At 60.8% G+C, this 26301-nt stretch carries 24 protein-coding genes; 13 read left to right on the forward strand and 11 right to left on the reverse strand.

The features are described from left to right. Nucleotides 1-4: 4 nt before the first annotated feature. Genes LB569_RS09005 through LB569_RS09025 form a run of 5 tightly spaced genes read right to left on the reverse strand, consistent with a single transcriptional unit; the run spans nt 5 to nt 4892 of the window. The gene (locus LB569_RS09005; RefSeq protein ID WP_224691905.1) at nt 5-802 is read right to left on the reverse strand and encodes a branched-chain amino acid ABC transporter permease; all 798 of its coding nucleotides are present in this window, start codon (nt 800-802) and stop codon (nt 5-7) included. After that, nucleotides 799-1848 carry a branched-chain amino acid ABC transporter permease gene (locus tag LB569_RS09010; protein ID WP_224691906.1) on the reverse strand — a complete coding sequence of 350 codons (1050 nt, stop codon included), beginning with the start codon at nt 1846-1848 and terminating at the stop codon, nt 799-801. Before LB569_RS09010 ends, LB569_RS09005 begins: the two co-directional genes overlap by 4 nt. After that, nucleotides 1845-3185, reverse strand: coding sequence for a metal-dependent hydrolase family protein (locus LB569_RS09015; protein WP_224691907.1), 1341 nt, complete (start codon nt 3183-3185; stop codon nt 1845-1847). The genes LB569_RS09010 and LB569_RS09015 overlap by 4 nt, the downstream gene beginning before the upstream one ends. A gap of 52 nt (nt 3186-3237) precedes the next feature. Then, a complete protein-coding gene (locus LB569_RS09020; protein ID WP_224691908.1) occupies nt 3238-4017 on the reverse strand; it encodes an alpha/beta fold hydrolase in 780 nt (259 codons plus the stop codon). Beyond that, nucleotides 4014-4892: a fumarylacetoacetate hydrolase family protein gene (locus LB569_RS09025; RefSeq protein WP_224691909.1), complete on the reverse strand. Its 879-nt coding sequence runs from the start codon at nt 4890-4892 to the stop codon at nt 4014-4016. The genes LB569_RS09020 and LB569_RS09025 overlap by 4 nt, the downstream gene beginning before the upstream one ends. Before the next feature lie 206 nt (nt 4893-5098). Between LB569_RS09025 and LB569_RS09030 the strand changes: the two genes are divergently transcribed. The 13 genes from LB569_RS09030 (at nt 5099) to LB569_RS09090 (ending at nt 21071) form a co-directional block, all read left to right on the forward strand. Next, nucleotides 5099-5770: a FadR/GntR family transcriptional regulator gene (locus LB569_RS09030; RefSeq protein ID WP_224691910.1), complete on the forward strand. Its 672-nt coding sequence runs from the start codon at nt 5099-5101 to the stop codon at nt 5768-5770. Nucleotides 5771-6287: 517 nt separating this feature from the next. Further along, nucleotides 6288-7370, forward strand: a complete 1083-nt coding sequence (locus LB569_RS09035; RefSeq protein WP_224691911.1) for an ABC transporter ATP-binding protein — start codon at nt 6288-6290, stop codon at nt 7368-7370. Then, on the forward strand, nt 7345-8448 hold the full coding sequence (locus LB569_RS09040) for an ABC transporter substrate-binding protein (RefSeq protein ID WP_224691912.1): 1104 nt from the start codon (nt 7345-7347) through the stop codon (nt 8446-8448). The genes LB569_RS09035 and LB569_RS09040 overlap by 26 nt, the downstream gene beginning before the upstream one ends. 52 nt (nt 8449-8500) lie before the next feature. After that, the gene (locus LB569_RS09045; protein ID WP_224691913.1) at nt 8501-9772 is read left to right on the forward strand and encodes an ABC transporter permease; all 1272 of its coding nucleotides are present in this window, start codon (nt 8501-8503) and stop codon (nt 9770-9772) included. 2 nt (nt 9773-9774) lie between these two features. Beyond that, a complete protein-coding gene (locus LB569_RS09050) occupies nt 9775-10575 on the forward strand; it encodes an ABC transporter permease (protein ID WP_224691914.1) in 801 nt (266 codons plus the stop codon). Between the two features lie 4 nt (nt 10576-10579). Further along, nucleotides 10580-11938 carry an NAD(P)/FAD-dependent oxidoreductase gene (locus LB569_RS09055; protein ID WP_224691915.1) on the forward strand — a complete coding sequence of 453 codons (1359 nt, stop codon included), beginning with the start codon at nt 10580-10582 and terminating at the stop codon, nt 11936-11938. A gap of 12 nt (nt 11939-11950) precedes the next feature. Beyond that, entirely contained in the window at nt 11951-12757 is an 807-nt protein-coding gene (locus LB569_RS09060; protein WP_224691916.1) for an IclR family transcriptional regulator, read from the forward strand. A gap of 259 nt (nt 12758-13016) precedes the next feature. Next, nucleotides 13017-14507 (forward strand): aldehyde dehydrogenase, encoded by a 1491-nt coding sequence (locus LB569_RS09065; protein WP_224691917.1) that lies wholly within the window; start codon nt 13017-13019, stop codon nt 14505-14507. Between the two features lie 77 nt (nt 14508-14584). Next, nucleotides 14585-16630, forward strand: coding sequence for an FAD-dependent oxidoreductase (locus LB569_RS09070; protein WP_224691918.1), 2046 nt, complete (start codon nt 14585-14587; stop codon nt 16628-16630). A 21-nt stretch (nt 16631-16651) separates the two neighbouring features. Beyond that, nucleotides 16652-17959 carry an aspartate aminotransferase family protein gene (locus LB569_RS09075; protein WP_224691919.1) on the forward strand — a complete coding sequence of 436 codons (1308 nt, stop codon included), beginning with the start codon at nt 16652-16654 and terminating at the stop codon, nt 17957-17959. A gap of 40 nt (nt 17960-17999) precedes the next feature. After that, nucleotides 18000-18386, forward strand: a complete 387-nt coding sequence (locus tag LB569_RS09080; RefSeq protein ID WP_224691920.1) for a RidA family protein — start codon at nt 18000-18002, stop codon at nt 18384-18386. Nucleotides 18387-18398: 12 nt separating this feature from the next. Further along, nucleotides 18399-19274, forward strand: coding sequence for a 3-keto-5-aminohexanoate cleavage protein (locus LB569_RS09085; protein WP_224691921.1), 876 nt, complete (start codon nt 18399-18401; stop codon nt 19272-19274). Between the two features lie 42 nt (nt 19275-19316). Then, entirely contained in the window at nt 19317-21071 is a 1755-nt protein-coding gene (locus LB569_RS09090) for a serine hydrolase (protein WP_224691922.1), read from the forward strand. A gap of 266 nt (nt 21072-21337) precedes the next feature. Here the strand turns inward: LB569_RS09090 and LB569_RS09095 are convergent, their stop codons facing one another. The 6 genes from LB569_RS09095 to LB569_RS09120 are packed head-to-tail and all read right to left on the reverse strand — an operon-like array spanning nt 21338 to nt 26280. Continuing rightward, nucleotides 21338-22093, reverse strand: a complete 756-nt coding sequence (locus LB569_RS09095) for an HAD-IA family hydrolase (protein WP_224691923.1) — start codon at nt 22091-22093, stop codon at nt 21338-21340. Nucleotides 22094-22107: 14 nt separating this feature from the next. After that, on the reverse strand, nt 22108-22794 hold the full coding sequence (gph, locus tag LB569_RS09100; RefSeq protein ID WP_224691924.1) for a phosphoglycolate phosphatase: 687 nt from the start codon (nt 22792-22794) through the stop codon (nt 22108-22110). Nucleotides 22795-22804: 10 nt separating this feature from the next. Continuing rightward, nucleotides 22805-23476 carry a ribulose-phosphate 3-epimerase gene (rpe, locus tag LB569_RS09105; RefSeq protein ID WP_224691925.1) on the reverse strand — a complete coding sequence of 224 codons (672 nt, stop codon included), beginning with the start codon at nt 23474-23476 and terminating at the stop codon, nt 22805-22807. After that, the gene (gene cbbX, locus LB569_RS09110; RefSeq protein ID WP_224691926.1) at nt 23473-24396 is read right to left on the reverse strand and encodes a CbbX protein; all 924 of its coding nucleotides are present in this window, start codon (nt 24394-24396) and stop codon (nt 23473-23475) included. Before cbbX ends, rpe begins: the two co-directional genes overlap by 4 nt. An 18-nt stretch (nt 24397-24414) precedes the next feature. Next, nucleotides 24415-24804 (reverse strand): ribulose bisphosphate carboxylase small subunit, encoded by a 390-nt coding sequence (locus tag LB569_RS09115; protein WP_224691927.1) that lies wholly within the window; start codon nt 24802-24804, stop codon nt 24415-24417. A 12-nt stretch (nt 24805-24816) separates the two neighbouring features. Then, entirely contained in the window at nt 24817-26280 is a 1464-nt protein-coding gene (locus tag LB569_RS09120) for a form I ribulose bisphosphate carboxylase large subunit (RefSeq protein WP_224691928.1), read from the reverse strand. Between the last annotated feature and the right edge of the window lie 21 nt (nt 26281-26301).

The raw sequence follows: 26301 nt of genomic DNA on the forward strand, positions 1-26301 counted from the left end.
ATGATCAGCACGTCGATCGCGGCATCGACGCCGATGGTGCCGGGCGAGACGCGGCCGTTGAACCAGACCAGCAGCACGCCGGCCAGTCCGGCGATAACGCCGGCAGCAGCCAGGCGAAGACCTTGTGCGCGGTGACGTGATAGCCAAGCGCGCGCATGCGGCGCGGGTTGTCGCGGATCGCCTGCAAGGTCATGCCGAAGGTCGAGCGCGAGCCGTAGAGCACGGCTGCGTAGGACAACACCGCCAGGCCGAGGCAGAGATAGTAGAAAGGCTTCGCGTCGCGCCAACTGAGGCCCCAGAATGCCGGCGCGCGAATGCCGGCATAGCCGGAATGGCCGTTGAAGATGGCGTAGTTCTGCTGGGCGAAATAATAGGTCGCGGTGGCGATCGCCAGCGTGATCATGATTGTGTAGATGCCCTCGGTGCGCACCGAGATCCAGCCGATCAGCGCCGACGCCAATGCCGCCGCAAGAACCGCGAAGGGCACCGCCAGCCACCACGGCCAGCCGAAGCCAAGTACGTTGGAATTGTTGTTGCCGAGGATGGCGATGGCATAGGCTGATATGCCGGCGACCGTGATCTGCGCCAGGCTGACCATGCCGCCATAGCCGGCGAGCAGCATCAGCGACAGCCCGAGCATGCCGAAGACCAGGGAATACCCCCCGATCTGGGTCAGAAAGAAATCCGACGCCACCAGCGGATAGAGCACCAGTGCTACGGTCAGGATGATGTGACCGGCACCCAGCCTCTCCAGCCAGTTCTGCTGCGGCGTCACGCTGCTGGTGGCGATGGCGAGGCTCATCGCGCCTTCCCCATGATGCCTTGCGGCCTGACCGCCAGCGTTACCACCATGATGACGAAGGTGAGCACGATGCCGTAGGTCGGGAAGTAGACGAGGCCGATCTGTTCGGCCAGCCCAATCAGCAGCGCGCCGATGGCAGCTCCCGTGATCGAGCCCATGCCGCCGACGATGACCACGACCAGCGAGGCCAGGAGATAACGGACATCCTCGCCGGGCGCGACCGAAAGCGCTGAACCGCCGACGACACCGGCAAAGCCGGCAAGGCCGGCGCCAACCGCAAAGACGATGGCGAAGACCGCATGCACGTTGACGCCGGACGCCTGCAGCATGGCGCGGTCGTCGACGCCGGCGCGGATCATCATGCCGACGCGCGTCCGGTGCAGCATCAGCCAGAGGCCGACACCGATGACGATGGCCGCCGCCAGCACGACGACGCGGTAGAGCGGATAGGTGAGGAACACCGAGACGCCATTGGAGCGCACCGCGGTGATGATCGGCAAGGTCAAGGCGCCGTCGAGCCATTCCGGCGTGGCGATCTGATAGGTGCCGCCGGCCCACACCGCCAGCATCAGGTCGGCGGCGACGATCGAGATGCCGATCGAGACCAGGGTCTGGCGTAGGTCGTCGCCTTCGAGGCGGCGGAACACGAAAACCTGCATGACGACGCCGACGATGGCCAGTGCGGCAAAACCAGCGGCGACGCCGAGCAGCCAGTAGCCTGTGCGGTTGGTGACCTCGTAGCCGATATAGGCGCCGAGCAGATAAAGCGAGCCGTGCGCCAGATTGACGTTGCGCATCAGGCCGAAGATCAGGGTGAAGCCGCTGGCGACGAGGAAATACAGGCCGGCCAGCGTGATTCCGTTGAGGACGGCGCTGACGAAGGCCTTCTTCGAGATCAGGATCGCGTTCAGCCAATCCGGCCAGACGGCGAAGACCAGCCACGCCATGACAGCGGCGGCAAGCAGGCCGACGAGGCCCCAGGCCTGCCCGCGTGTCGTGCCGCCACCCGAGAGCGATGACGAGGATGGCTGGTCGAGCAGGCTCATGCAGTCAGCCGCCGACGCTGCTCGTTCATGCGCGGCGCCTTGTGGAACTTGCCGTCCTTCATGATGGCGAGGATGCGGTTCTTGTCCTGCAGGATGCGCACGTCGGAGATCGGATCGCCGTCGATCAGCAGGAGGTCGGCGAGGTAACCCTCCTTGATCATGCCGAGTTCGTCGCCCATGTTCATGATCTGGCCGCCATATTTGGTGCCGGCCTGGATGGCCTCCATCGGCGAGAAGCCGAGCATCTCGACGAAGGTCTGAATGTCCTTGGCGTTGGTGCCTTGCGGCGTCCACGCAAAGCCGTAGTCGCCACCGATGCAGACGCGGATGCCGCGCCTATGCATCTTCTTCATCGTCTCGATGCACATTTCCAGCTCGCGCTCATATTCGAGCGAAAGCGGTGAGCCGGGCTTGATGCCCCACTGCTCGGCATGGCGCGCGGTGTTGATCAGCCAGGCGATGCCGGGCGCGACGAAATGGTTGTCCTTGACCGCCTCGAGCATGTCGAGTGCTTCTTCGTCGGCGAAGGACGCGTGGTAGATGTTCTGGATGCCGTGGCGAACGCACTGCTTGACTGAGCCGGACGAGCGCGCATGCGCCGACAGCACCTTGTTGCGGCAGCGCGCCTCGGAGGCGGCCATGGCGACCTCCTCTTCCGACATCGGCGTTTCCTCGGCGCCCATGCCGGTGATGCTCTCGCCGGACAAATTGAGCTTGATGGAATCGACGCCGTACTTGATCAGCTGGCGCACGGTGCGGCGGATTTCCTCGGGGCCGGAGACGACGATGCCGAGATTGAGGCCTTCATGGGGGATATGGGAGGGCGAGGAATCGCCAAGCCCTCCGACCGTGGTGATTTCCGGCCCCGCCGCAAGATAGCGCGGCCCTGGGAAGCGGCCCTGGTTGATGAATTTTTTCGCAACGACGTCGAGACGCGGCTTGGCGGCGGCAGCACCGCGGCCGGCGGTGAAGCCGGCGTCGAGCACCAGCTTGGCCATCTCCATGGTGACCAGCATATGTTCTTCGATTTCCATCATCTGGATGGGGTCGATGCCGGGGGCGTTGTTCCAGGACAGATGCAGATGTGCGTCGATCATGCCCGGCATCAGCGTCGCGCCCATGCCGTCGATCACCGTTGCGCCCCCTGTTGCGCCACCGCTGTAGGAGGAGGACGAAGCCGAGCCGAAGCGCGACGAGCCCTTGGTGATCTGCTTGATGCGGTTGCCCTGCACCAGCACCTCACCGGTGTACGGATATTCACCCGTGGCGTCGAGCACGCGCACATTGGTGAACAGCGTGCTGCCCGAGCCGTTTGCGTTCCAGTTGTCGTCTGCCATCACAAGCCTCCCAACTTGCCGAGCGCGTAGTTCTACGCCCGATCAGAAATCCTTACCTATCAACCCGTCTCAAAAAGTCGGCGAGCTTCGAGCTGCTTTCGCGCGGGCTTTCGACCGTGGCCCAATGCCCGCACCGATCAAGCGACGAGAATATGGCTCCCTTGATCCTGTCGGCAAGCGCCTGGCCGACACCCGCCGGATTGACCGTGTCGGCATCGCCGGTGACGAGCAGTGTCGGCGCCGAGATCCGCCGCGCGTCGACTGCGGTCGCCTTGGCCAGCGCCTCGCAGGTGCGGGCATAGGATTCAGGGTCCTGGCGCGTGATCGATTCCCGCACGAAGGCGACAGCGGCCGGCGAAGTCTCCCTGGTGTGCGCCGAGATCGCGTTGGCGACGATCTGGTCGGCGATATCGGCAATGCCGCCCGAGCGCGCCAGCCGTGCCCGGTTGGCGAGGCCTTGCCTCGTCGCCTCGGCCGGTTCCGCCAGCGCGCCAAAGAGCGTCAGCGAGGTGACCAGCGCGGGCTGCGTTGCGGCGATCTGCTGACACACGATGGTGCCCATCGAATGACCGACGAAATGCGCGGATGCGACCCCCATGCCGGCCATGGCGCGGATGACTGCCTCACTCATCCCCTCGATGGTGAGCTGCTCGATCGGGCACGGCGAGCGGCCGGAGCCCGGCAGGTCGAGCCGGATGACGCGATAGCCGGAAAGTGCTGCCATCTGCGGCTGGAACATGTTCGACGTGCCGCCGAGACCATGGATCATCACCACGGCCGTGCCTTCGCCGACAACCTCCGCGACGACTTGGCCAACCGTCACTGTCGTCATTGCACGTGCTCCGCAAAGCGGTTTTCCAGCGTGCCGATGCCGTCGATCTCGATGCGCACGACGTCACCGGCCTTGAGATATTTGGGCGGATCAAAGCCGATGCCGACGCCGACCGGCGTGCCAGTTGCGATAATGTCTCCGGGTTTCAGCGTGATGCCTTGCGACAGCGTCGCGATGATGGTCGGGATGTCGAAGATGAGCAGCGAAATCCGGGAATCCTGGCGCAGGTCTTCATTGACGAAGCAGCGGATGCCGGCGGTGGCCAGGTCGAGTTCATCCCTGGTCACCGCCCATGGCCCCATCGGACAGAACGTGTCCTGCGACTTGCCGATTAGCCACTGGCTGTATTTGCCTTGCAGGTCACGCGCGGTGACGTCGTTGACGATCGTGTAGCCCCAGACATGGTCGAGTGCGTTTTCCCTGGAGATACCGCGCCCGCCCTTGCCGATGATGACGGCGAGTTCCGCCTCGTAGTCAATGGCCGTCGAGACGGAGGAATCGATCAGCACATTGGCATGGTTGGCGACCACCGATTCCGGCACTTTTGAAAAGATGATCGGATGTTTCGGGATCGCTCCGGCGCCAGCACTGGAATCGAAACCGCTGCGGGCGAACTCATGCGCATGCTCGTGATAGTTCTTGCCGACGCAGAAGATGTTGCGGCGCGGTTGCGGGATCGGCGCTTCGATCTCGACCTGCGCCAGCGGGATCGGCGACAGGGTGCGCGGCACGCCGGCGCCATTGCGCTCGATCAAGGCCAGGATGCCGTTCTTCGCCTGATCGACGGTGAAATCGAAGGGTGCCACGGTCCGGGCATCAAGATCGACAAGACCCACGCGACGTTCGCCGGCGATCGAAAAAGTCGCGACCCGCATTCGATTCCTCCCTGAACCTTTTATGAACCAATACTGGCCCTTTCACTACACGCTAGCGCTGATTGGTCCATGCGGCAAGAGGGTTTCGTCCGTCAACCCGACGAAATGCCGTGATGTTGAGCCTGAATCGCAACTGGGCACTGGACCAGACGGCAATCGGTTGATAATATTGGTTCAACATTGGATCAGATAAAAGACCTTACCGAATGCCGAAACTCGTCGCCAACGATATTGCCACTATGCTCAAGAAGCGGATTTCCTCCGGCGAGTGGCTTGAGGACGGCCGTATGCCGCCCGAGCGTGACCTCGCGGTCGAATTCGGCGTCGCGCGCAATACCGTGCGCCGCGCCGTCGGCTTCCTGGAGGGTGACGGAACAGTCGTGCGGCATGTCGGGCGGGGCACCTTTCTGACGGCGACCAACCCGGCGTCGATCGCATCGATGGTCGCGCGGATGGAGGGCACCAGCCCCGCCGACATGATGGAAATCAGGCAGTTGCTCGAGCCGGCAGCGGCTGCCTTTGCCGCGACCAACGCCAGCGCGACCGAGCTCAACGCGGTGCGCGAAGCGCACCAGACTGCCTGGGACGCCAGGGACATGCCGGATTTCGAACACTGGGACGCCGAATTTCATCACCGGGTGTTCGCGTGCTGCCGCAATGACTTCCTGAAAGAAATCCACAATCTCATGCGCGCCATTCGCAACCAGTCACCCTGGTTCGAAATGAAGAAGCGTTCGTTCTCGGAAGAACGGCGCCAAGCCTACTGCGACGAGCACCAAGTGATTCTGGATTGCCTGATTCACCGCGATCCGGAAGGGGCGAAAAACGCGATGCAAGCGCATCTGAGAACCGTCGAACGCAATCTTCTGGGAAGGTAGAGTAACAAGCCGAGGTTCGCCGCGATCAAGTTGATTGCGGTCCCCTATACATAGCTTCTCTCCAGGTAGACGCCGACGGGTATCGGTCCCCGCCTGCCAGGCTCACGCTGCCGGCAAAGTCACTTCGCGGGGCAAGCTGTTTCATTCAAAGCGATCTTGGGTGCGGGCTGCAGGTAGGTCCCTCCTGCATAGAATTTGAACAGCAGCCTGATCGTCCGCGGACGGCCGACGGTCAACGAGCTTCCAAGACAATCGCCCACGCAGAATCTGACCCCGTTTTTTTCGGGCTGCAAAGAGCGCGAATTTCCGTCGAGAAAGTGGCTTACAGGCCGGCCCCTGCGCGAGGACTCATCCTGCGTCGAAAATGCTGCGATGCACAATGCGACTGCAATAGCTTCAAGAGATCAGAATTTGAGCAAAGGGATTGACGTCGATAAGAACGGATGCTTCTGTTCTCGATATTCAATAATGGTTCTCAATAATCGAGAACAAGGGAATGGGAGAAGGGCCTTCAGCCATGGTTCACCACCCGATGCATGTCGGCATGACCGGCATATCCAAAACCTATGATGGCCACAGCTTCGTGGTTCGCGATCTCGACCTTGAGATCGCGAAGGGCGAATTCCTGACGCTTCTGGGTCCTTCTGGATCGGGCAAGACGACGACGCTGATGATGCTCGCCGGCTTCGAATATCCGTCAGGCGGTGAAATCACGCTCGACGGGCGACCGATCCAGGACAAGCCGCCCGAAAAGCGGAACATCGGCATGGTGTTCCAGAACTATGCCCTCTTCCCGCATATGACGGTCGCTGAGAATGTTGGTTATTCGTTGCGGGTGCGCGGCTCCTCCAGGCAGCAGATCGCCACGCGCGTCGGCGAAGCGCTGGCGATGGTCCAACTTTCGGACCTGGCGCAACGCAAGCCCACGGCCTTGTCGGGCGGTCAGCAACAAAGGGTCGCGCTTGCTCGAGCGCTCGTCTTCGAACCCAGCCTGGTGCTGATGGATGAGCCGCTCGGCGCCTTGGACAAGAAGCTGCGCGAAGATTTGCAGCTCGAAATCCGCCGGATCGCCGATCGGCTTGACCTGACGGTGGTCTATGTGACGCACGATCAGCACGAAGCGCTGACGATGTCCGACAGGATCGCCATTTTCAACGACGGCCGCATCCAGCAGATCGGTTCGGCGCAAGATATCTACGGCCATCCCGCTAGCCGCTTCGTGGCGGAGTTCGTCGGCGACAACAACTGCCTTGACGCGAAAGTCGTCTCGATCGAAGGCGACCTGGCGCGCGCAAGGCTCGCCGGCGGCCAGGAAATTTGGGCGCGCAGCAGCGTTCACACGAAGGTTGATCAGCAAGCCACGATCGCCATCAGGCCGGAGAGCGTCCGCATCACCGGGCAGAACCGCGCCGCTACGCTCAGCGGGCAGGTCAGCGACATCATCTACTGCGGCGACCAGTTCCGGATCCACGTCGAACTGCCGGGCGGGGAACGGTTGATTGCGAAGAGCTCATCATCGTTGGGAATCCAGATGGAGATGGGCAGTCCTGTCCTTCTCGACTGGGAGCCCCGCGATGCCTGGGCGCTTGACGGCAGATAACACAACCGAAATCCAGAGAGGACATCACATGCCACGAGCACGTTCATTCAAACAATCGTTCCTTGTCGGGCTTGCCCTGACCGCGGTCAGTTTTCCAGCCCTGGCAGACGGTCTGACCGTCGTTTCCTGGGGTGGAGCTCTGCAGGAAGCACAGACGAAGGCATTTCTCGATCCTTATGCAAAAGCCAACAACATCACCGTCACCCAGGACACCTGGAGCGGCGAACTGGCCAAGCTGCGTGCCATGGTCGATAGCGGCAATGTTGCCTGGGACGTCATCGACGTCGATCCGCAAACAGGGGCGACCGCCTGCGACCAGGGATTGCTTGAGAAGATTGGTGCTGACGCGGCTTTCAAGTCCGCGGGTCTCGTCGATGGCGCCCTTACCGATTGCGCGGTGGGAACGAGCGTCTACGCCACGATCCTGGCGTTTCAGAAGCAGGCGTTCCCGCAGGCCCCTGCCAAATTGACCGACATTTTCGACACCAAGACCTTCCCAGGCAAACGCGGCTTGCGCAAGAGTCCGGTGGACACGCTCGAACTCGCCCTGCTCGCGGACGGTGTTGCGGCGTCGGACGTCTATGCCACGCTGGCAACGCCCGCAGGCGTTGATAGAGCCTTCAAGAAGCTCGACACGATCAAGAAGGACATCGTCTGGTGGGAGGCCGGCGCCCAACCGCCGCAGTTGCTCAAATCCGGCGAGGTGAAGATGGCGCTGGCCTGGAACGGCCGCATAGCTGACGCCAACGCCAAGGAAAATGCCGATCTTGGGATCGCCTGGACCAATCAGATCCGTGGCTTTGACATGTGGGTTATCCCATCCGGGTCGAAGAACCTTGCAGCCGCCAAGCAGTTCGTGGCCTTCAGCGTCAAGCCGGATGTCAACGCCACCTTGAGCAACTACATCGCATACGGTCCAACCGTAAAGGCTGCCGGCGCCCTGGTCGCCAAGGACGTGCTGCCGAACTTGCCGTCTGCCCCGCAAAACAGCGAGGGCGCCTTGGCGCAGGATGGCGCATTTTGGGCCAAAAACGGTGACGCGCTGAACGCCCGCTTCTCCAGCTGGATTTCCCAGTAAGCCAAGTGACGGGAGTTCTGGCGTGACACTACCGTACGGTGACGTGGGCCTGATGATGACGCAGAATGAAACCCCTGCTGCAAAGGCCGCGTCACCCTCGGTGCGTGTCGTTCGTCCGTCGATCAGGAGCGACAACCACCGCAGGGCAGCTCGGGCTGCGCTTCCGGCCGCGCCGCTCCTGATTTTTCTGTTTCTGTTTCTGGTGATCCCGATAGGTTCGATCGTTCATACGGCGATATCTGATGGGGAAATCACCAGAGCCTTGCCGCTGACAACGCAGGCGCTTCAGGCCTGGGACGGAGATGATGTGCCGCTCAGCGCCGTCTACATGACCCTTGGTCAGGAGCTAGAGGCCGCGGGCCATGCTGGGTCAGTCCGCCCGCTCGGCCGTCGGATAGGTTATGAATTGTCGCGTGGGGCAAACATCGTCCTGGGTGCCCAGCGGCTCCTGTCGGAGGATTTCGACCGCGCCGACCCGCAGGCCTGGAAGGCCCAATTGATCAAGGCGGACCCGGCCTGGGGACAGAGCGGTGTGTGGAGCATCATCAAGCACTATAACGGTCGCTACAGCGCCTTCTATTTGCGCTGGGCGACAGGCTTTCCCGTAAAGATCGAAGCCGATGGTCGCTTGTCTCAGGAAACCAGTTATGATTTCCGGTCGATCTATCTAAGGACGATCCTGATCAGCCTTGTTGTGACGGGGCTCACGATCTTGATCGGATACCCAGTCGCCTACGTCATAGCCAATGCCAGTGGGCGCACAGCCGCAGTCCTCCTGTTCTTCATTCTCCTGCCGTTCTGGACCTCGCTGCTCGTGCGAACAATGTCGTGGATCGTCTTCCTTCAGACCAACGGCGTTCTCAACAACACGCTGGCTGGAACGGGAATAATATCAGAGCCGCTGCCCCTCCTTTACACCCGCATGGCGACCATTATCGCGATGATCCAGATTCAGTTGCCGTTCACGGTCTTGCCCATGATCAGCGTGATGCGGGCGATCCCGACGAACCAGGTCAAGGCCGCTCGGAACCTTGGGGCAGGGCCACTCCGGGCCCATGCAACGATTTTTCTGCCGCAGGCGGTTCCAGGCATTGCCGCCGGCGGACTTCTCACCTTCGTTTTGTGCCTTGGCTTTTATTTGACGCCCGCATTGGTGGGTGGACCGTCCGATCAGATGGTGAGCTTCTTCATTGCCAGGTTTACCAATGAGGATCTGAATTGGGGGCTTGCTTCGGCCCTCAGCGTCATACTCATCTTGGGGGCCGGCCTCGTTGCTCTGCCCCTTGCGCGACATGTCGCGCGTCACTCGTCGGATCGGATATGAATATGGGCCGCCGCGTCTACACTGAGTTTCCCGCCTACATTCGTATACCGCTTTACGGATTTGTTGGTATCGCACTTCTCTTGCTGATGCTGCCGCTGGCAGTCGCTCTGCCAATTTCGCTCAATGCCGATCCCTGGTTTACCTACCCATTCCGGGCGTTGTCTCTACGCTGGTTCGTGGAGCTTTTCTCCTCACCTTTGTGGACCGGAGCAATGGTCAACAGTCTGGTGATTGCAATTTCGACCACCGTGGTCGCCACAACTTTGGGTACGCTCACGGCGATCGGGCTCGTCAATCCGCGGTTCCCTTTGCGCACCGCCGTGATGGCGCTTGCAATTTCACCGATGATCGTCCCCGTCGTCGTGCTGGGCCTCGGACTGTTCATCTTCTTTTCGCCGCTCGGCCTCAACTATTCCTACGCCGGTGTCGTTATTGCACACACCATTTTGGCTTCGCCCTTTGTTGTCATCACCGTGACGGCGACGCTGACGCGCTTCGACTTCAACCTGATGCGGGCCGCGGCAGGTCTCGGCGCCGGCCGCGTGACGGCATTTCGAACCGTCATGCTTCCAATTATCGCGCCAGGCGTGGCGGCGGGAGCGATCTTCGCTTTCGCCTCGTCATTCGACGAAGTGGTGATGGTGCTTTTCATTGCCGGACCCCAGCAGCGCACGCTGCCAAAGCAAATGTTCACTGGCCTGCGTGAACAGCTCGATCCAACGATCCTGGCCGCCGCCACGGTGATGATCATACTGACGACTTGCCTGATGGCTATCGCCTACAACGCCAACAAAAATAGGTAAATTGATGCTGCATGTCATGTCGCAGGACCCCAGGACGGCTGCTGCGGCGCAAGCCGGATTGTTCGCCGACGATTATCTAGAAGAGCCCTATTGGTGGTCGGCGGCGCCGTTGCCCGACGTCGACGAGAACACTGGACAGATCAGCCTTGATGGCCGGGCTGATGTGGTCATCGTTGGCGGTGGCATCACGGGCCTGGTCGCAGCGCTGCATCTGGCCCGCGCGGGTTGTGACGTCGCGGTTCTCGATGCGCAGAGGATCGGCGAAGGCGCTGCACGCCGCAATGCCGGTTTCGTTGGCCGCACGCTCAAGCGGTCCGTCGAATGGCTGGCGGCAAAGTCTGGGCGCGACCACGCGGTGCGGGTCTATCGCGAGCTTGATGCGGCTTTGCGCGGTGTTGCGGCCTTCGTCGAGCGTGAGCGCATCAAGTGCCATTACCAGACCTGCGGCCGGTTCATTGCCGCCAATTCGAAAGCCCATTTTCAAGCTTTGATTGGCGAACTCGAACAGACGCGGCAAGCCGTCGGGTTCGACTATTCGGTTGTCGAGAAGCAGGACGTCCGCACGGAAATCGCCTCCGACAGATACCATGGCGGGGCGGTCATCCCCGATCTCGGTTCGATTCACCCCGGGCTTTATCACGCTGGCCTTGTCTCCAAGGTGCTTGAGGCCGGGGTCAGGCTGCATCCTCTCACCAATGTCGTGGGCATCGAGCACGGTGCGAGCGGGAAGATCGTTCATACGTCGAGAGGAAACGTCGTTGCCCCTCATGTCATTGTCGCCACCAATGGCTATACGAGCCGCGATCTGAAGTGGCTTGCACGGCGTGTCATCCCTTTCCGTGGTTTTGTTGTCGCGACCGAGCTGTTGCCCCCCGAAACGATCGACAAGGTGATGCCGCGCCGCCGCACCTATCTCGACACCAGGATGAACATCGATTTCATTCGCCCGGCACCTGATTCAAGCCGCATTCTGTTTGGCGGCATGACTGGCACGGCGAGCCCGACGGCGACGCCGCTTGCAGGCACGCTCCGAGATCGCCTTGTGAGAATCCTCCCTGATCTTGAGGGTGTGCGCCTCAGTCGCGCCTGGACCGGGCACTGCGCGGGTACTTTCGATTTCATGCCCCATATCGGCGTCAAGGACGGCGTACAATTCGCTCTCGGGTACAACTTTGCAGGCATTCCCCTTGGAACACATTTCGGGGAGAAGCTTGCGGCCCGGATTCTTCAACGGGGAGACATGTCTTCGGCCTTCGATGTCGAAAAATTTCCCACGGTGCCATTCTTTAACGGATCGCCGTGGTTCGTGCCCTTGGCTATGCGCTATTTCGACTGGCATGATGATCGAATCGCAAGGGGCTAGAGCGCATACATCATGGCAAAAACTCCGACGGGCAAACCGGCCACTGAAAAGCCGCTTGAGCGCTATGTGCGTATTCTTGAGATCGTCGCCGGCTTCCCCGGCGGTGTCTCGGGAACCTCCGTCGGCGAGATGCTCGATCTGCCGAAAGCCTCGGCCTACAGGCTGATGAAGAGCTTGGCTGATGTTGAACTGATCGAGCAGAGCGGGCCAAGCGCGGCCAATTTCAAGCTTGGGCGACGGTTGGAAAGACTGCTCTTTTCAGGTGCGAGCGACGACTGGTTCAAGGTCGTTGCGCGTCCGACCTTGCAAGAACTTTCAGAAAAAACCGGCCAGGCCTGCTTCATCGCGCGACTGTCGGGCGACAGCGTGCGCAGCCTCGACATGGTCGCGCCCGGCGATCTGGTCAGGGCCTACATCGTCCCGGGGCACGAAATCCCTGCGCACGCCGGCGCCTCGGCCAAGGCAATCCTCGCCTTTCAGGATCCGAACTTCATAGCTTCGGTGCTCGACAAGCCGCTCAAGCGGTTCACGGCTGCCACCAAAGTCGACTTCGCCGCCCTCGTGGAAGAACTGCAACTCGTGCGCAAAACCGGCGTGGCCTATTGTATCGGAGAAGACGTCGACGGATTTGCCGCGATCGCCGCACCGATCAGGATCGATGGGCAGCGCACGCAGCATAGCCTGTGCGTGACGGGCACGATTCAGGGAATTATCGATACCAACCGAGAAACCAACGTCGCGGTGGTCAAGCGGCTGGCGGAGAAACTTTCCAAGCTCCTGGAGAAACAATTCCGGCAAACGTTGCAAAGAACGGCCTGAATCCAGAAAAGTATCGTTCGGTCGGCAGCGTTCGGTAGTAACCGAAGCGCTTGTTTGCACGTTTTACTATAAAATGTGTTTTGCGCGCATTGTTTGCGGGTTATTTCGCAAGGAATATCTCGCGAACGTCGCCGGATGGTGTTCGTCTTCAGGAAAATAATTGCGGAACATTTCGATCTTGTGTTGACAGTCACCAGGCAACAGGTCTAGTTTCTCATTAATTGATTATAGGTATCGATTATCGAGAAAGGCAGATTCCATGAGTGCGATCGACTGGCGGCAGGCCGCGTCAAATCTCAATCTCCGCAAACAGGCATTCATTGGCGGAAAATTCGTCGACGCGGTGTCGGGTGGGGTGTTCGACGCGATCAATCCCGCCAATGGAACAACGCTTGCCCAGATAGCCTCGTGCGACGCTGCGGATGTCGACCTGGCGGTGCGCTCCGCGCGCGGCGCGTTCGAATCTGGCTCCTGGTCGCGGCGCTCGCCCAGCGAACGCAAGAAAGTGCTGCAGCGCTTCGCGGAGCTGATGCATCAGCACGGTGATGAGCTCGCCTTGCTCGAGACGTTGAACATGGGCAAGCCGATCTCGGACGCGCGCTCAATCGACGTTCCGGCTTCGGCCAATACGATCGCCTGGTACGCCGAGGCGATCGACAAGATCTACGACGAGATTGCTCCGACCGGAAGCGGTGCTCTGGGCATGATTACGCGTGAGCCTGTCGGCGTCGTGGCGGCGGTCGTCCCCTGGAACTTTCCTTTGCTGATGGCATGCTGGAAACTTGGGCCAGCGCTCGCAGCAGGCAACTCGGTCATTCTCAAGCCTGCCGAGCAGTCGCCGCTCTCGGCGATCAGGCTTGCCGAACTCGCGGCGGAAGCCGGTATTCCCGATGGCGTGTTCAACGTGGTCACCGGCCTTGGCGAAACCGCGGGCAAGGCGCTTGGCCTGCACATGGATGTCGATGCGGTGACCTTCACTGGTTCGACCGAGGTCGGCAAGCTCTTCATGAGCTATTCCGCCCAGTCGAACATGAAACGCGTGGCACTCGAATGCGGGGGCAAAACCCCGCATATCGTCATGGCCGATTGCGGCAACCTCGACGAAGCCGCGACAGCGGCGGCCTACGGCATCTTCTTCAACCAGGGTGAGGTCTGCAACGCCGGTTCACGTCTTCTCGTGGACGCCAAGATCAAGGACGTCTTTCTCGAGAAGGTGATTGCTGTCGGGAAAACGCTGATCGTTGGCGATCCCCTCGATACAGCCACGAAGCTGGGCGCCATGGTCAGCCAGGTACAAATGGATCGTGTGCTCGACTATATCGATATAGGCGCCAGGGAAGGGGCCGAGCTCAAGGCCGGCGGCAAACGTGTCCTTAGCGAGACCGGCGGCTACTACATCGAGCCGACCGTTTTCGACAATGTCAGCAACAAGATGCGGATTGCGCAAGAGGAGATCTTCGGCCCCGTCCTTGCCACCATCTCCTTTTGCGGGGCGGAGGAGGCCGTCGCGCTCGCCAACGACACCATCTATGGCCTGGCCGCAGCTGTATGGACCGACAACATCGACGTCGCGCTGTCCACCGCTCGCCGGCTGAGAGCGGGCTCGGTCTGGATCAACAACTTTGATGAGAGCAACATTACAATGCCCTTTGGCGGCTACAAGCAGTCGGGCTTCGGACGGGACAAATCGCTGCATGCGATCGACAAATACACCGAGCTGAAGGCAACCTGGATCAAGATCCGCGCCTAGCGGTCGTACTGGCTTCATCCCCTGACCAAGCACGCCCTTCGTCCTTCTTTGAGGCGAAGACACAGAAAGAGCCATGCATGCGCGATCCACGCTTCGATATCCTGTTCGAGCCGGTGCGGATCGGACCTGTTGTCGCTCGCAATCGGTTCTACCAGGCACCTCACTGCAACGGCATGGGCAATTTGCGACCGCAAGCCCATGCCGCCATGCGCGGTATCAAGGCCGAGGGCGGATGGGCGGTGGTCAACACCGAGCATTGTTCGGTTCATCCCTCAGGCGACCTCATGCCGGAGGTTCTGCAGATGCTGTGGGATGACGGCGACATTCCACCGCTCGCTTTGATGGTCGATGCGGTCCACGAGCACGGCTCGCTCGCCGGCGTGCAACTCGCCTATCCCGCCTACTACAACGCCAATCGCATGACCCGCGACGTGCCGCTCGGCCCGATGGACCGACCCGTCAGCGGACACCATCCGGTCCAGGTTCGCGCCATGGACAAGTCCGACATCAAGGCACTGCTGGGATGGTGGAAGGCCGCGGCGCAGCGGGCGCGCAAGGCCGGCTTCGACATTCTCAATGTCGACGGCAATTTCTCCACCATCGCCTTCCAATTCATTTCGCCCCGCAACCAGCGCACCGACGAATATGGCGGCTCGCTGAAAAACCGGGTTCGCCTTCTCAAGGAATTGATCGAGGCAACGCGAGAGGGTGGCGGCGATGCCTGCGCGGTGAGCGTACGTCTGATCATCGATGAAGTGTTTGGCCCCGAAGGACTTCGCGCCGCAGACGAAGGGATAGAGGCCATAGGCTTGCTCGCCGAACTGCCGGACCTGTGGGATCTCGTGGTTGGAACCTGGGCCGACGATGCGCCGACCTCGCGCTTCGCATCGGAGAATGACCACGAGCCGTTCATGACCGGGATCAAGGGCGTCACCACCAAGCCGGTCGTCGGGGTCGGGCGCTTCACCTCGCCCGACACGATGGCAAGCCTGATCCGCCGCGGCGTGCTTGACATGATTGGCGCCGCGCGCCCCTCGATCGCCGATCCCTTCTTGCCGAAGAAGATCGAGGAGGGACGCTACGAAGATATCCGCGAGTGCATTGGCTGCAACATCTGCGTGTCCAGCCATTTTGCCATGACGAACCTGCGCTGCACCCAGAACCCGACCATGGGCGAAGAATGGCGTCGCGGCTGGCATCCCGAACGAATTTCCACCAAATCAAGCGATGCAACCGTGCTCGTGGTTGGCGGTGGGCCAGCGGGTCTCGAATGCGCCCGGGCGCTCGGTCAGCGCGGCTACCAGGTAACCTTGGCCGAGCGTCAAAGCCGTCTCGGTGGCCGCGTGACCCTTGAGGGCGAGCTGCCGGGCCTGCGTGAGTGGCTGAGGGTCCGCGACTGGCGTGTCACTCAGCTCGACAAACTCGCGAATGTCGGGATCTATCTCGAAAGCGATCTTGGATTGGCCGAAATTCTCGAGTTTGACGCCGATGAAGTCGTGCTGGCGACTGGATCGCAATGGCGCGCCGATGGCGTGGGGCGCGCGGCGTTCAAGCCGCTTACTCTGTCGGCCAGCGTGCCCGTGTTCACACCCGACGACATTATGGGCGGCAATATCCCTTCGGGCCGCATTATCGTCTACGACGACGACCACTATTACATGGGCGCCGTGATCGCTGAAAAGCTGGCGCTGATGGGCAATAATGTGACGTTGGTCACGCCAGCGGCCGACATCTCCTCCTTCACGATCAACACGCTTGAAAACATTCGAACAGCAAAGCGGCTCTATGAGCGTGGCGTTGGAATGGTCTCGCACATGGCGCTCACCGGTACGCGTGAAGGCCAGGCCCTCTTCGTCGATGCGCGAACAGGCGCAACGAGCCAGCGAGAGACCGACGCCCTTGTCCTCGTCACGGCGCGGCTACCGCGCAACGAACTGTTTGAAGCGCTGAGCGCCCGTCTTGACAGGGGTGACGCAGGCCGACTGCGCCGCGTCTCGCGCATCGGGGATTGCGAAGCGCCGGCCGCCATCTATGCCGCCGTCTATTCGGGCCACCGTTTTGCTCAAGAATTTGACAACAGCCAGTCGAGCTTGCGTCGCGAGCGGATCAATCTTGCCACGTAGAACCAAGTGATGAGCGACCTCATGTCAGCACCAGCGACGCCAAATTCCGAAAAGCTCTATGCCCGTGCCCGCGAGGTCATGCCTGGCGGGAACACGCGCACGACCGTCTATCGCAAGCCGCATCAAATCTATGCCTGGCGCGGCGATGGCTGCCGGATCACCGATGTCGATTGCCATGTCCGGATCGACGCCTTGGGGAACTTCACCTCTCTGATCCATGGCTATGGCAACCGCCAGATCCTCGAGGCGGCCACACGTCAGCTCGAAGCCGGCACATGTTTCGGCATGCCCACCGAGAGTGAGATCCGGCTGTCGGAAATCCTGTGCGACCGTCTGCCCTCCGTCGAGCAGCTTCGTTACACCAATTCCGGCACTGAAGCGGTGATGAACGCCATCAAGGCGGCGCGCGCCTATACCGGCCGACCGAAGATTGCAAAATGCGAGGGCGCCTACCACGGGACCTACGATCCGGCCGAGACAAGCCAGGACGCCAGCCCCGCCACCTGGGGTGATATCGACAGGCCGGGATCCGTGCCGACCGCCAAGGGGACACCCCAGGGCGTGCTTGACGATGTCGTCGTCATTCCCTTCAACAACACGCCTGTAGCCGAGGCAATCCTTCGCGCCAGCGGCAACAGCCTGGCGGCTGTGCTCGTCGATGTCATGCCCAATCGCGCAGGGCTGGTGCCGGCAAAGCCCGAATATCTGGCGATGCTGCGGCGGGTTACGCGCGAGCTTGGGGCGCTGCTGATCCTCGACGAGGTCATCACCTTTCGCCTTGGCTACAATGGTGCGCAGGGCCGTTTCGACATCGATCCGGATTTCACCACGCTGGGCAAGATTATCGGTGGCGGCTTCGCGATCGGCGCCATCGGCGGCCGCGCGGAGGTGATGTCGGTGTTCGATCCGAGCAAGGGTCCGCCCGCGGTGCCGCATGGCGGCACATTCAGCGCCAATCCCATGTCCATGTCGGCAGGGATAGCCGCTCTGGAGGAATTGACCCCAGCCGCATTCCAGAAGCTCGAGGCGCTCGGTGATCGCTTCGACCAGGGTATTCGTGCCTGCTTCGCCCGACACCGGATCAAGGGGCAGGTTACCGGGCTGGGTTCGCTGCGGCGTGTCCACCTGACGGACGCACCGCTGAGCGACTACCGCTCCACATTCGCCGCAGATGGTGCCGCTCGGGTTTCGGCCCTCGCCAAGGCCTTGTTCGATGAAGGCGTGATCATTGCAGGCAATGGGTTGATGGCGTTCTCCACTGCCATGGAAGATGCCGATATCGACGAAATCGTGCGGGCCTTCGACCGAGCATTGCTGCCTTTCTCGTGATGATGCCGCCAGTATCCAGTTCACAACCAAGGAGCGGAATTTGAAAAGGGCCAAGGTCGACGTGAACAACAAGTGGGGGGCCGCGATCGGCTACTCCCGGGCCGTGCGCGCCGGAAACATCATTGTCGTATCGGGCACTTCCGCCTCTGGACCCGACGGCGTACTTCACCCCGGCGACGCGGAACAACAAACCATCGTGGTTCTGGAGCGTATCGGTGCGGCGCTGCGCGAACTCGACGCCTCCATCGACGATGTCGTCGAGACACGCATTTTCCTGCGCAACATGAGCGACTGGGAAGCCGTCGGCAAAGCCCACGGCTCCGTCTTCGGCGACATTCGACCGGCAACGACGATGGTGCAGGCGGGAGCACTCATCGACGATGGCCTTCTCGTCGAGATTGCCGCCACGGCCATCCTTGCAAGCTGAAAGAGTAGCCTGATGTCGAAGGACACCATCATTACTTGCGCCGTGACCGGTAGTCTGACAAGGCCGCAAGACAACGCAAATCTGCCGGTCACGCCGGAACAAATCGCCGCCTCGGCGCTTGAGGCCGCCGATGCGGGTGCGTCCATCCTGCATCTTCACGTTCGCCATCCCGACGGTCGGCCGTCGATGGAACTCGATCACTACCGCGAGCTCGTTCGTCTGATCCGCGCCAAGAATACGGAGGTGATCCTGAATATCACCACCGGACCTGGTGGCCGGTTCCAGCCCGGCGAGGAGGACCCCAAGATTGCCGGCCCGCGGACCAATTTCGTGACCGCCGAACGTCGCGTCGAGCATATCCGCGACCTGCGGCCTGACATCTGCACCTTGGATCTCAACACGATGACGTTCGGCAGCGAGGTCGTCATCAACACGCCCCCCAATGTCAAGAAGATGGCGCAGATCATCTATGACTGTGGGGTCCGGCCCGAGTTCGAGCTGTTCGACAGCGGAGACATCAATCTCCTCAACGACTTTCTCGCAACCGGCGTGTTTCGCGGTCCCCCGCTCGCAAGCCTTGTGCTTGGTGTGAAATACGGCTTCGCGACGACGCCGGAGACCATGATGTTCGCCCGCAACATGCTGCCCCGGGAAGCGATCTGGACAGGCTTTGGCATCGGCCGCGCCGCTTACCCGATGTTGATGCAATCCTACCTGCTCGGGGGCCATGTACGGATCGGCATGGAGGACACGATCCGCATGTCGAAGACTGAGCCTGTGAAGAGCAATGCCGAACTGGTCGAGAAAGCGAAATGGCTTCTGGAAAAGCTCGGCGCCACGATCGCCAGCCCAGCTTCAGCGCGATCTCAGCTCGCATTGAAGGCGTAGAAATGCTGAAAACGATGCCAATAGTGAATTGGAGAATCTGAAATGAGAGCGAAATTTTTTGTGGCACTTGGGATCGCCTCGTTGGCCATTACCGGCGCTGCCAGTGATCTAAAGGCGTCACCAATTTCGGCTCAAGACGTGAAGTCCAGCGCAACGCTGCAGCTGCGCTCCAACGACGACTTTGTTTCCTCAAAGGATGCTTCGGACGCCACCAAGCCGTTCAGCGGCCATCTGACTTTTGCCGGGGCAAGTATGGTGAGCAGCGACAAGCTTGCGCCGGTAAACGGCAAGGACCTGCATGCATTTCCTGCTTTCGAAATCAGCTTCACGACGGTCGGAAGCACCCTCGTACCCTCTTCACAAGAAATCCTGGGTGGCTTCGAACCCACAGGCGCCGGGACCTATTGGCAGATACTTGTGCAGCCCGGAAAAGTTTGGTCGGAACCGCATGATCCGCCGGGCTGGACGCGCGCATCGTTCCCATTTGCACTTATGAACCCCGTGGAAGGCGGCGAGAGCCATAACGGCGTCGCTCTATTTATGTACAAGGATGCGGATATCACGCCCTTGCATATTCAAATAACCACCGGAACCACGCCCTTCCAGGCAGGCGCGGTTTTCAAGGCAACAGCGACATCTGTTTCGACGGTCAAACCGATTTCGACACAGGACGTTCATGCCATTGAACAGGCTTTCAGGGTGCGAGAAGCCGGCCGTCTGCCGGTAAAATCATGGGACAACCTGCCGGTCAGCCTAACCACAGCTCAAAGCGCTGAGTTCGGCGGCCGTATGCGTGACGACTGGAAAGTTGTGACCGCAGTCTTTGTTGACGGCACCATTTATATGAAGAGGTGCCAAACGTCGGAAGGTGCGCTTCCCTACTGCGACAGACAACGTTTCGGCGTATGGTCTGCGACGAAATCCGCGGTTGCGCGCATGGCCATGCTTCGGATGGCAGCCAAATACGGGGACCAAATCTTCACGATGAAGATTGGCGATCTCGTGCCTGAAGCGAAACGCTTTCCCGCTTGGGACAACGTGACCCTAGGCAGCGCCCTTAATATGGCGACCGGTGTGGGAAACGGGGCAGGGAAGCCTGAAGCGAACATCGGTGACGAGCCTTATGATGACTCCTACATGGCATTTTACAACGACGGCGATTTCGCATCGAAACTGGGCAAGGCGCTCGCACGTCCAAGATCCTATGGCTGGGGTATCGACAAGTTTGTTCGCTATAGAGACGAGGATTACTTCGTCCTTGTCGCAGCCCTGGACAGCATGCTTAAGCAGAAGGAAGGCGCCGACAAGGATATCGTGTCGATGCTACGACGGGAGGTGTATGAAAACATCGGGATCTACGACCTGCCTGTAGCAACCACGTTTGGCGTAAAAAGGCAGCCGCTTGCGTTCGAGGGGCTGTATGCGACCGTTGACGATCTCGTCAAGATCGCCGGGCTCTTTCAAAACAATGGCGCAGTTTCAGGGGACCAAGTTCTTAGCCAACAGAAGACCCAAGAGGGTTTGACGAACCATCACAAGTGGGGCCTGGACACAGGGCGACCAAACGGTCTGGGCCAAAGATACTTTAGTTCTTTTTGGATTGATGACTTCGCCTTTGATGGATGCAGCGGAAATTTTGCACGGTTCATGGGCTATGGCGGACAGGTGGTCGCAATGCTCCCAAACAACCTGATCGCCGTGCGACTTTCATCGGCGCCGACGGACGACGAGAGCGTGAGCGATTTTTCCGGCCTGGCTCAGGCCTCCAATGGAATCAAGAAAGTCTGCAGCAACTGACAGAGTGGCGAACATGTGAGGTTGCTCAACGTTCGTCCGATCTTGGATGTGCTCCTCTGCACCGGCTATCCATAAGGGTGGGTGCCGGTGCCCGGCAGGAGCCGATGACCGCGGGTCACACAGCGAGGACGAGCGGACTGGTGATCGGTCTGGCACCGGTCGCACTCGCCCGAGGGCATGAAACCCGCAACAAGGGTGCGACTTGCGCGGTCGCCAACATAACTTGGGTGGCCGGGTGGCGGCCTGCTCGACAACGTTGGCGATGTTCAAGCGTCCGTTCGCCGCCCGCCGGACCTCCCGGCACGCCGCAGTAAGCGACTCACCTCGAGCGGCTGGTTCAACATCGAGGTATAAGGGTTGAACTCAGCCGATGACCATGGCGTTGCCAGATTGCGTAGGATGAGATCGGCGCCGCTGAAATCCTCGTGAGACGTAAACAGGCTGGCTGTGATGACTGTGCGCATGCCGACCCCACGAGCAGCCATAAGTCCGTTCCTGGAATCCTCGATGCAAAGACACTCGCTACCCTCCAGACCAAGGTCCGAAAGCACCAGCCGATAGACTTCAGGATCGGGTTTTTTGGCGCGCACATCCTCGCCCGTACGGATGCTGGAAAACAGGTCCAAGGACCCTGGGCCGAGCGTCTCATGAAGGAGCGACACCACATTCGCCTTACTGGTGGTGGTCCCGATCGCAAGCATCAGCCCCTCATTCGTGGCATGCTCGATCAGCTCCACCACGCCAGGCCTCAAGCTGATCAGACCCTGCTTGAGCTTGAGGTTATAGATTTCTGTCTTTCGTGCGTGCAGAAGATCTGCGTCGACGTTTTGCCGCACCCTCTTTGCATACGAAACAATGCGCTCGCGCCCACCCGTGGTGCCGAGCAACTCGGTGTACAGACTATGGTCCCAGACCCAATCAAGCCCGTGCTCGGCAAAAGTCTGGTTGAACGACTGACGGTGCAGTTCCTCGGTCTCCGCGAGCGTGCCGTCAACGTCGAAGACAAGCGCTCGAAGAGCCATTGCACAGCCTTTTCTTACCTCAGGAAAACCGATTCCAGTTGGTCGAGCACGTCGATAACGCCATCAGCGCCCAGAGCTTCGGCCGCCAGTTCGGTATATCCGCCGCGCACTATGATGCAGCGCATGCCCGCGGCCCTGGCGGCTCCGACGTCTGCCAAACTATCTCCCACCATAACTGCCTGAGCGCTGCTGCAACCGCATGCGTGACAGGCAGCCAGAAGCATGTCGGGAGCAGGTTTTTTCGGATGGCCGGCATCGCCGCCGATGACGACATCGAGCTCATCCGACAAGCCGAAGTGCGCCAGGACAATGCGTGAGAACCCTTCCGGCTTGTTGGTGACGACGCCGGTCCGCATCCCAGCCTTGCGAGCTGCGGTCAGCGCGCTGCCTGCGCCGGGGCGCAACGTCGTCAATCGGGTGAGGTGACGTCCATAGATTTCATTCATCTGCTCGCGGCTTGCGCTCTGATCTTCCAAGCCAAGCGCGTGCGAATGAGCCGCGAAGGCTCGTTCGATCAGTTTCTCGACCCCATGGCCGATCATGCCACGCACTGCCTCGAGTGAGTGCGGCGCCAAGCCGTAGCGCGCCATCAGCTCATTGACGGCTGCGGCCATATCAGGGGCCGAATCGACAAGCGTTCCATCAAGGTCGAAGAAGACCGCCCGCGGGGGCAGGTCCGCGAATGCTGGGTTCGCGTTCATGGCGCCCGTCTCACGAAGCCGCATCGGCTGATTGGCGAATGGCCGCGATGTTGGCGCTGTATGCCGCGGCCGTCCCGCCTTTGAAGATGGCCGAGCCCGCAACCAACACATTGGCACCGGCCGATGCGAGCAGGGGTGCGGTTTGCGAAGTCACCCCGCCGTCGATTTCGATATCGATCGGTCGATCACCGATCATCGCCTTCACGCGCTTCACCTTCTCGACCACCGATGGAATGAAGGCCTGGCCGCCGAACCCTGGGTTGACCGTCATCAGGAGGACGAGATCCAGACGATCCAGTACGTATTCGATAACGGTCTCCGGCGTCGACGGATTGAGCGAAACGCCGGCTTTCTTGCCAAGGTCGCGGATGGTCTGGAGCGATCGGTCGAGATGCACTCCAGCTTCTGCGTGGACCGTTATGATGTCGCAACCCGCATCGGCGAAGGCGGCGAGATAGGGGTCGGCTGGCGTGATCATCAGGTGACAATCGAAGACCTTGTCCGTTCGGTTGCGGATTGCCTTGATCACGGCAGGACCGAAGGTAATGTTGGGCACGAAGTGGCCGTCCATCACGTCGAGGTGGATCCAGTCCGCACCTGCTGCGGCGACGGCCTCGACTTCTTCGCCGAGACGCGAGAAGTCGGCCGAGAGGACCGATGGGGCAATGATCGTCTGCTTCACGTCGTGGGACCTTCCGCGGCTGTTGGCGTCAAGAACACTCGGCTGGCCCTGATGTCATCGGCGCGGATGGTCGACATCTCCTGCACTGTGACGGGGCCGACCGATGTTTCGAAAAGACGATTGGCGTGACGCAGCCGGGCGCGGTCCAACGCATTGCGGATCGAGCGCGCATTGGCGAAGTGGGGCTGCGTGCGCCTCATGCGAATGTAAGCGGCCATCATCTGCGTCGCTTCATCGTCGAGCACATAATTCTGCTTGGCCAGCATCGTCTCGGCTATGGAGAGCAGCTCTGCGTCCTCGTAGTCCGGGAAGTCGATGTGGTGCGCGATGCGCGATCGGAATCCCGGGTTGGACTGATAGAAGCGCTCCATCCGGTCCCCGTAACCGGCGAGGATGACGACGAGGTCGTCCCGCTGGTTCTCCATCACCTGCAGGAGGATTTCTATGGCTTCCTGGCCATAGTCGCGCTCGTTGTCGGGACGGTAGAGATAGTAGGCTTCGTCGATGAACAAGACGCCCCCCATCGCCTTCTTCAGCACCTCCTTCGTCTTCGGCGCGGTATGGCCGATATACTGGCCGACGAGATCGTCGCGCGTTACCGAGACGAGGTGCCCCTTGCGCACATACCCAAGTCGATGCAGCAGATTTGCCATCCTGAGCGCCACCGTCGTCTTGCCGGTGCCTGGATTGCCCGTAAAGCTCATATGCAGCGTCGGCGTATGGGTCGACAGGCCCAGGCGGCTGCGCGCGCGCTCGACCAGCAGGAGCGCCGCCGTCTCGCGGATACGCTGCTTGACCGGCTTGAGACCGGTCAGGTCGCGATCAAGCTCCGCCAGGATCTCTGCCACCCCCGATTCACGGAAGTCGGCGGCCAGGTCCACGGTCGGCGTTGCCGTTTCGAATGTCTGCACGGCAGTCATGGATGTGGTCTCCAGGCGTTAAAGTGCAGCCTTCATCGAATAGCGCTGAACACGGCTGTCCGTCTCGGTGCGGGTGAGGACGAACCTGGGCTCGACCTTGGGCCGATTGACGATGAAGGACAGCATCACCGTCTCGAAACCACGCGAGGAATCGAAGGCGTTGAGGCGGATATAGCTGTCCGGTTGCGCAACGCGGCAGGCACGGACCTCCATCATCACGCCGGCCGCGTCCTTGAGGTCGAACATTGGGTTGCCCCACATCTCCCAGAATATGTTCCGCGGATGCGGGTCGTCAGTGTATTCAACGCCGATCGACCATTCCTTGCGCAGGCAATATTCGACCTGCGCGGAAATCTGCTCGTCCGAGAGGTCCGGCAGAAAGGAAAAAGTGCCCTGTGTGATGCGCATGGATCAAGCTCCTTAAACGGCGACGGCAGGGGTGGGGACGAAGTCCGAGGTGTCCGTAGACTGATAGTTGAAGCTGATATTGCCCCATACATCGAGGGCCGCTTCAAGGGGTTTGCACCATCTGGCGGCAGCGCGAAGTATCTCCGGGCCCTCAGCGGCAATGTCGCGGCCCTCGTTGCGGGCAAGCACCATGGCTTCCAGCGCAACGCGGTTTGCGGTTGCGCCCGCCTGAATCCCCATCGGATGGCCGATCGTGCCGCCGCCGAACTGCAGCACGACGTCGTCACCGAACAAGTCAAGCAGCTGATGCATCTGCCCGGCATGGATGCCGCCGGAGGCCACGGGCATGACTTTCAACGTGTCGGCCCAGTCCTGCTCGAAGAAGATGCCGCGCGGAAGGTCCACCTCGTTCTTGAGTTCGCGACAGACATTGTAATAGCCCTGGACCGTCATGGGATCGCCTTCGAGCTTGCCGACGGCCGTGCCGGCATGGATGTGGTCAACGCCGGCAAGCCGCATCCACTTGGCGATGACGCGAAACGAGATGCCGTGGTTCTTCTGGCGGGTGTAGGTCCCATGTCCAGCGCGATGCAGATGCAGGATCATGTCGTTGCGCCGGCACCATTCCGAGATCGACTGGATTGCGGTGTAGCCGATGATCAGGTCGATCATCACGATGCATGAGCCCAGTTCCTTGGCGAACTCGGCACGCCGGTAGATCTCCTCCATCGTGCCGGCCGTGATGTTGAGGTAGTGCCCCTTGATCTCGCCGGTTTCGGCGGCCGCGCGATTGACGGCCTCCATGCAGTAGAGGAACCGGTCGCGCCAATGCATGAAGGGTTGCGAGTTGATGTTCTCGTCGTCCTTCATGAAGTCGAGGCCACCCTTCAGACCCTCGTAAACCACGCGGCCGTAATTCTTGCCTGAGAGCCCCAGTTTCGGCTTGGTGGTCGCCCCCAGCAGCGGTCGCCCGAACTTGTCCAGCCGCTCGCGCTCGGCCACAATGCCGGTCGGCGGTCCCTTGAAGGTCTTCACATAGGCGACGGGCAACCGCATGTCTTCCAGCCGCGCCGCCATGAGCGGCTTGAACGAAAACACGTTGCCGATGATGGAGGCCGTCAGGTTGGCGATCGAGCCCGGCTCGAACAGGATCAGGTCGTAGGCGACGTAGCAGAAATATTCGCCCGGCCGCCCCGGCACCGGATCGACCCGATAGGCCTTTGCCCGGTACTGGTCAGCCGCCGTCAGCCTGTCGGTCCAGACCACCGTCCAGGTTGCCGTCGAGGATTCGCCCGCGACGGCGGCCGCGGCCTCGATCGGATCGACGCCATCCTGGGGCGTGATGCGAAAAAGCGCGATCAGATCGGTGTCCTTGGGCACGTAGTCGCCGTTCCAGTACCCCATCTGCGCGTATTTGAGCACGCCGGCGCGATAGCGTTCCTTGCCTCTGAGCTCTGTCGGTTGCACGGTCATCATTGAGATCCTTCCGTCAAAAAT

It is taken from the genome of Mesorhizobium sp. BH1-1-4 (assembly GCF_020165665.1).
Taxonomy (GTDB): Bacteria; Pseudomonadota; Alphaproteobacteria; order Rhizobiales; family Rhizobiaceae; genus Mesorhizobium.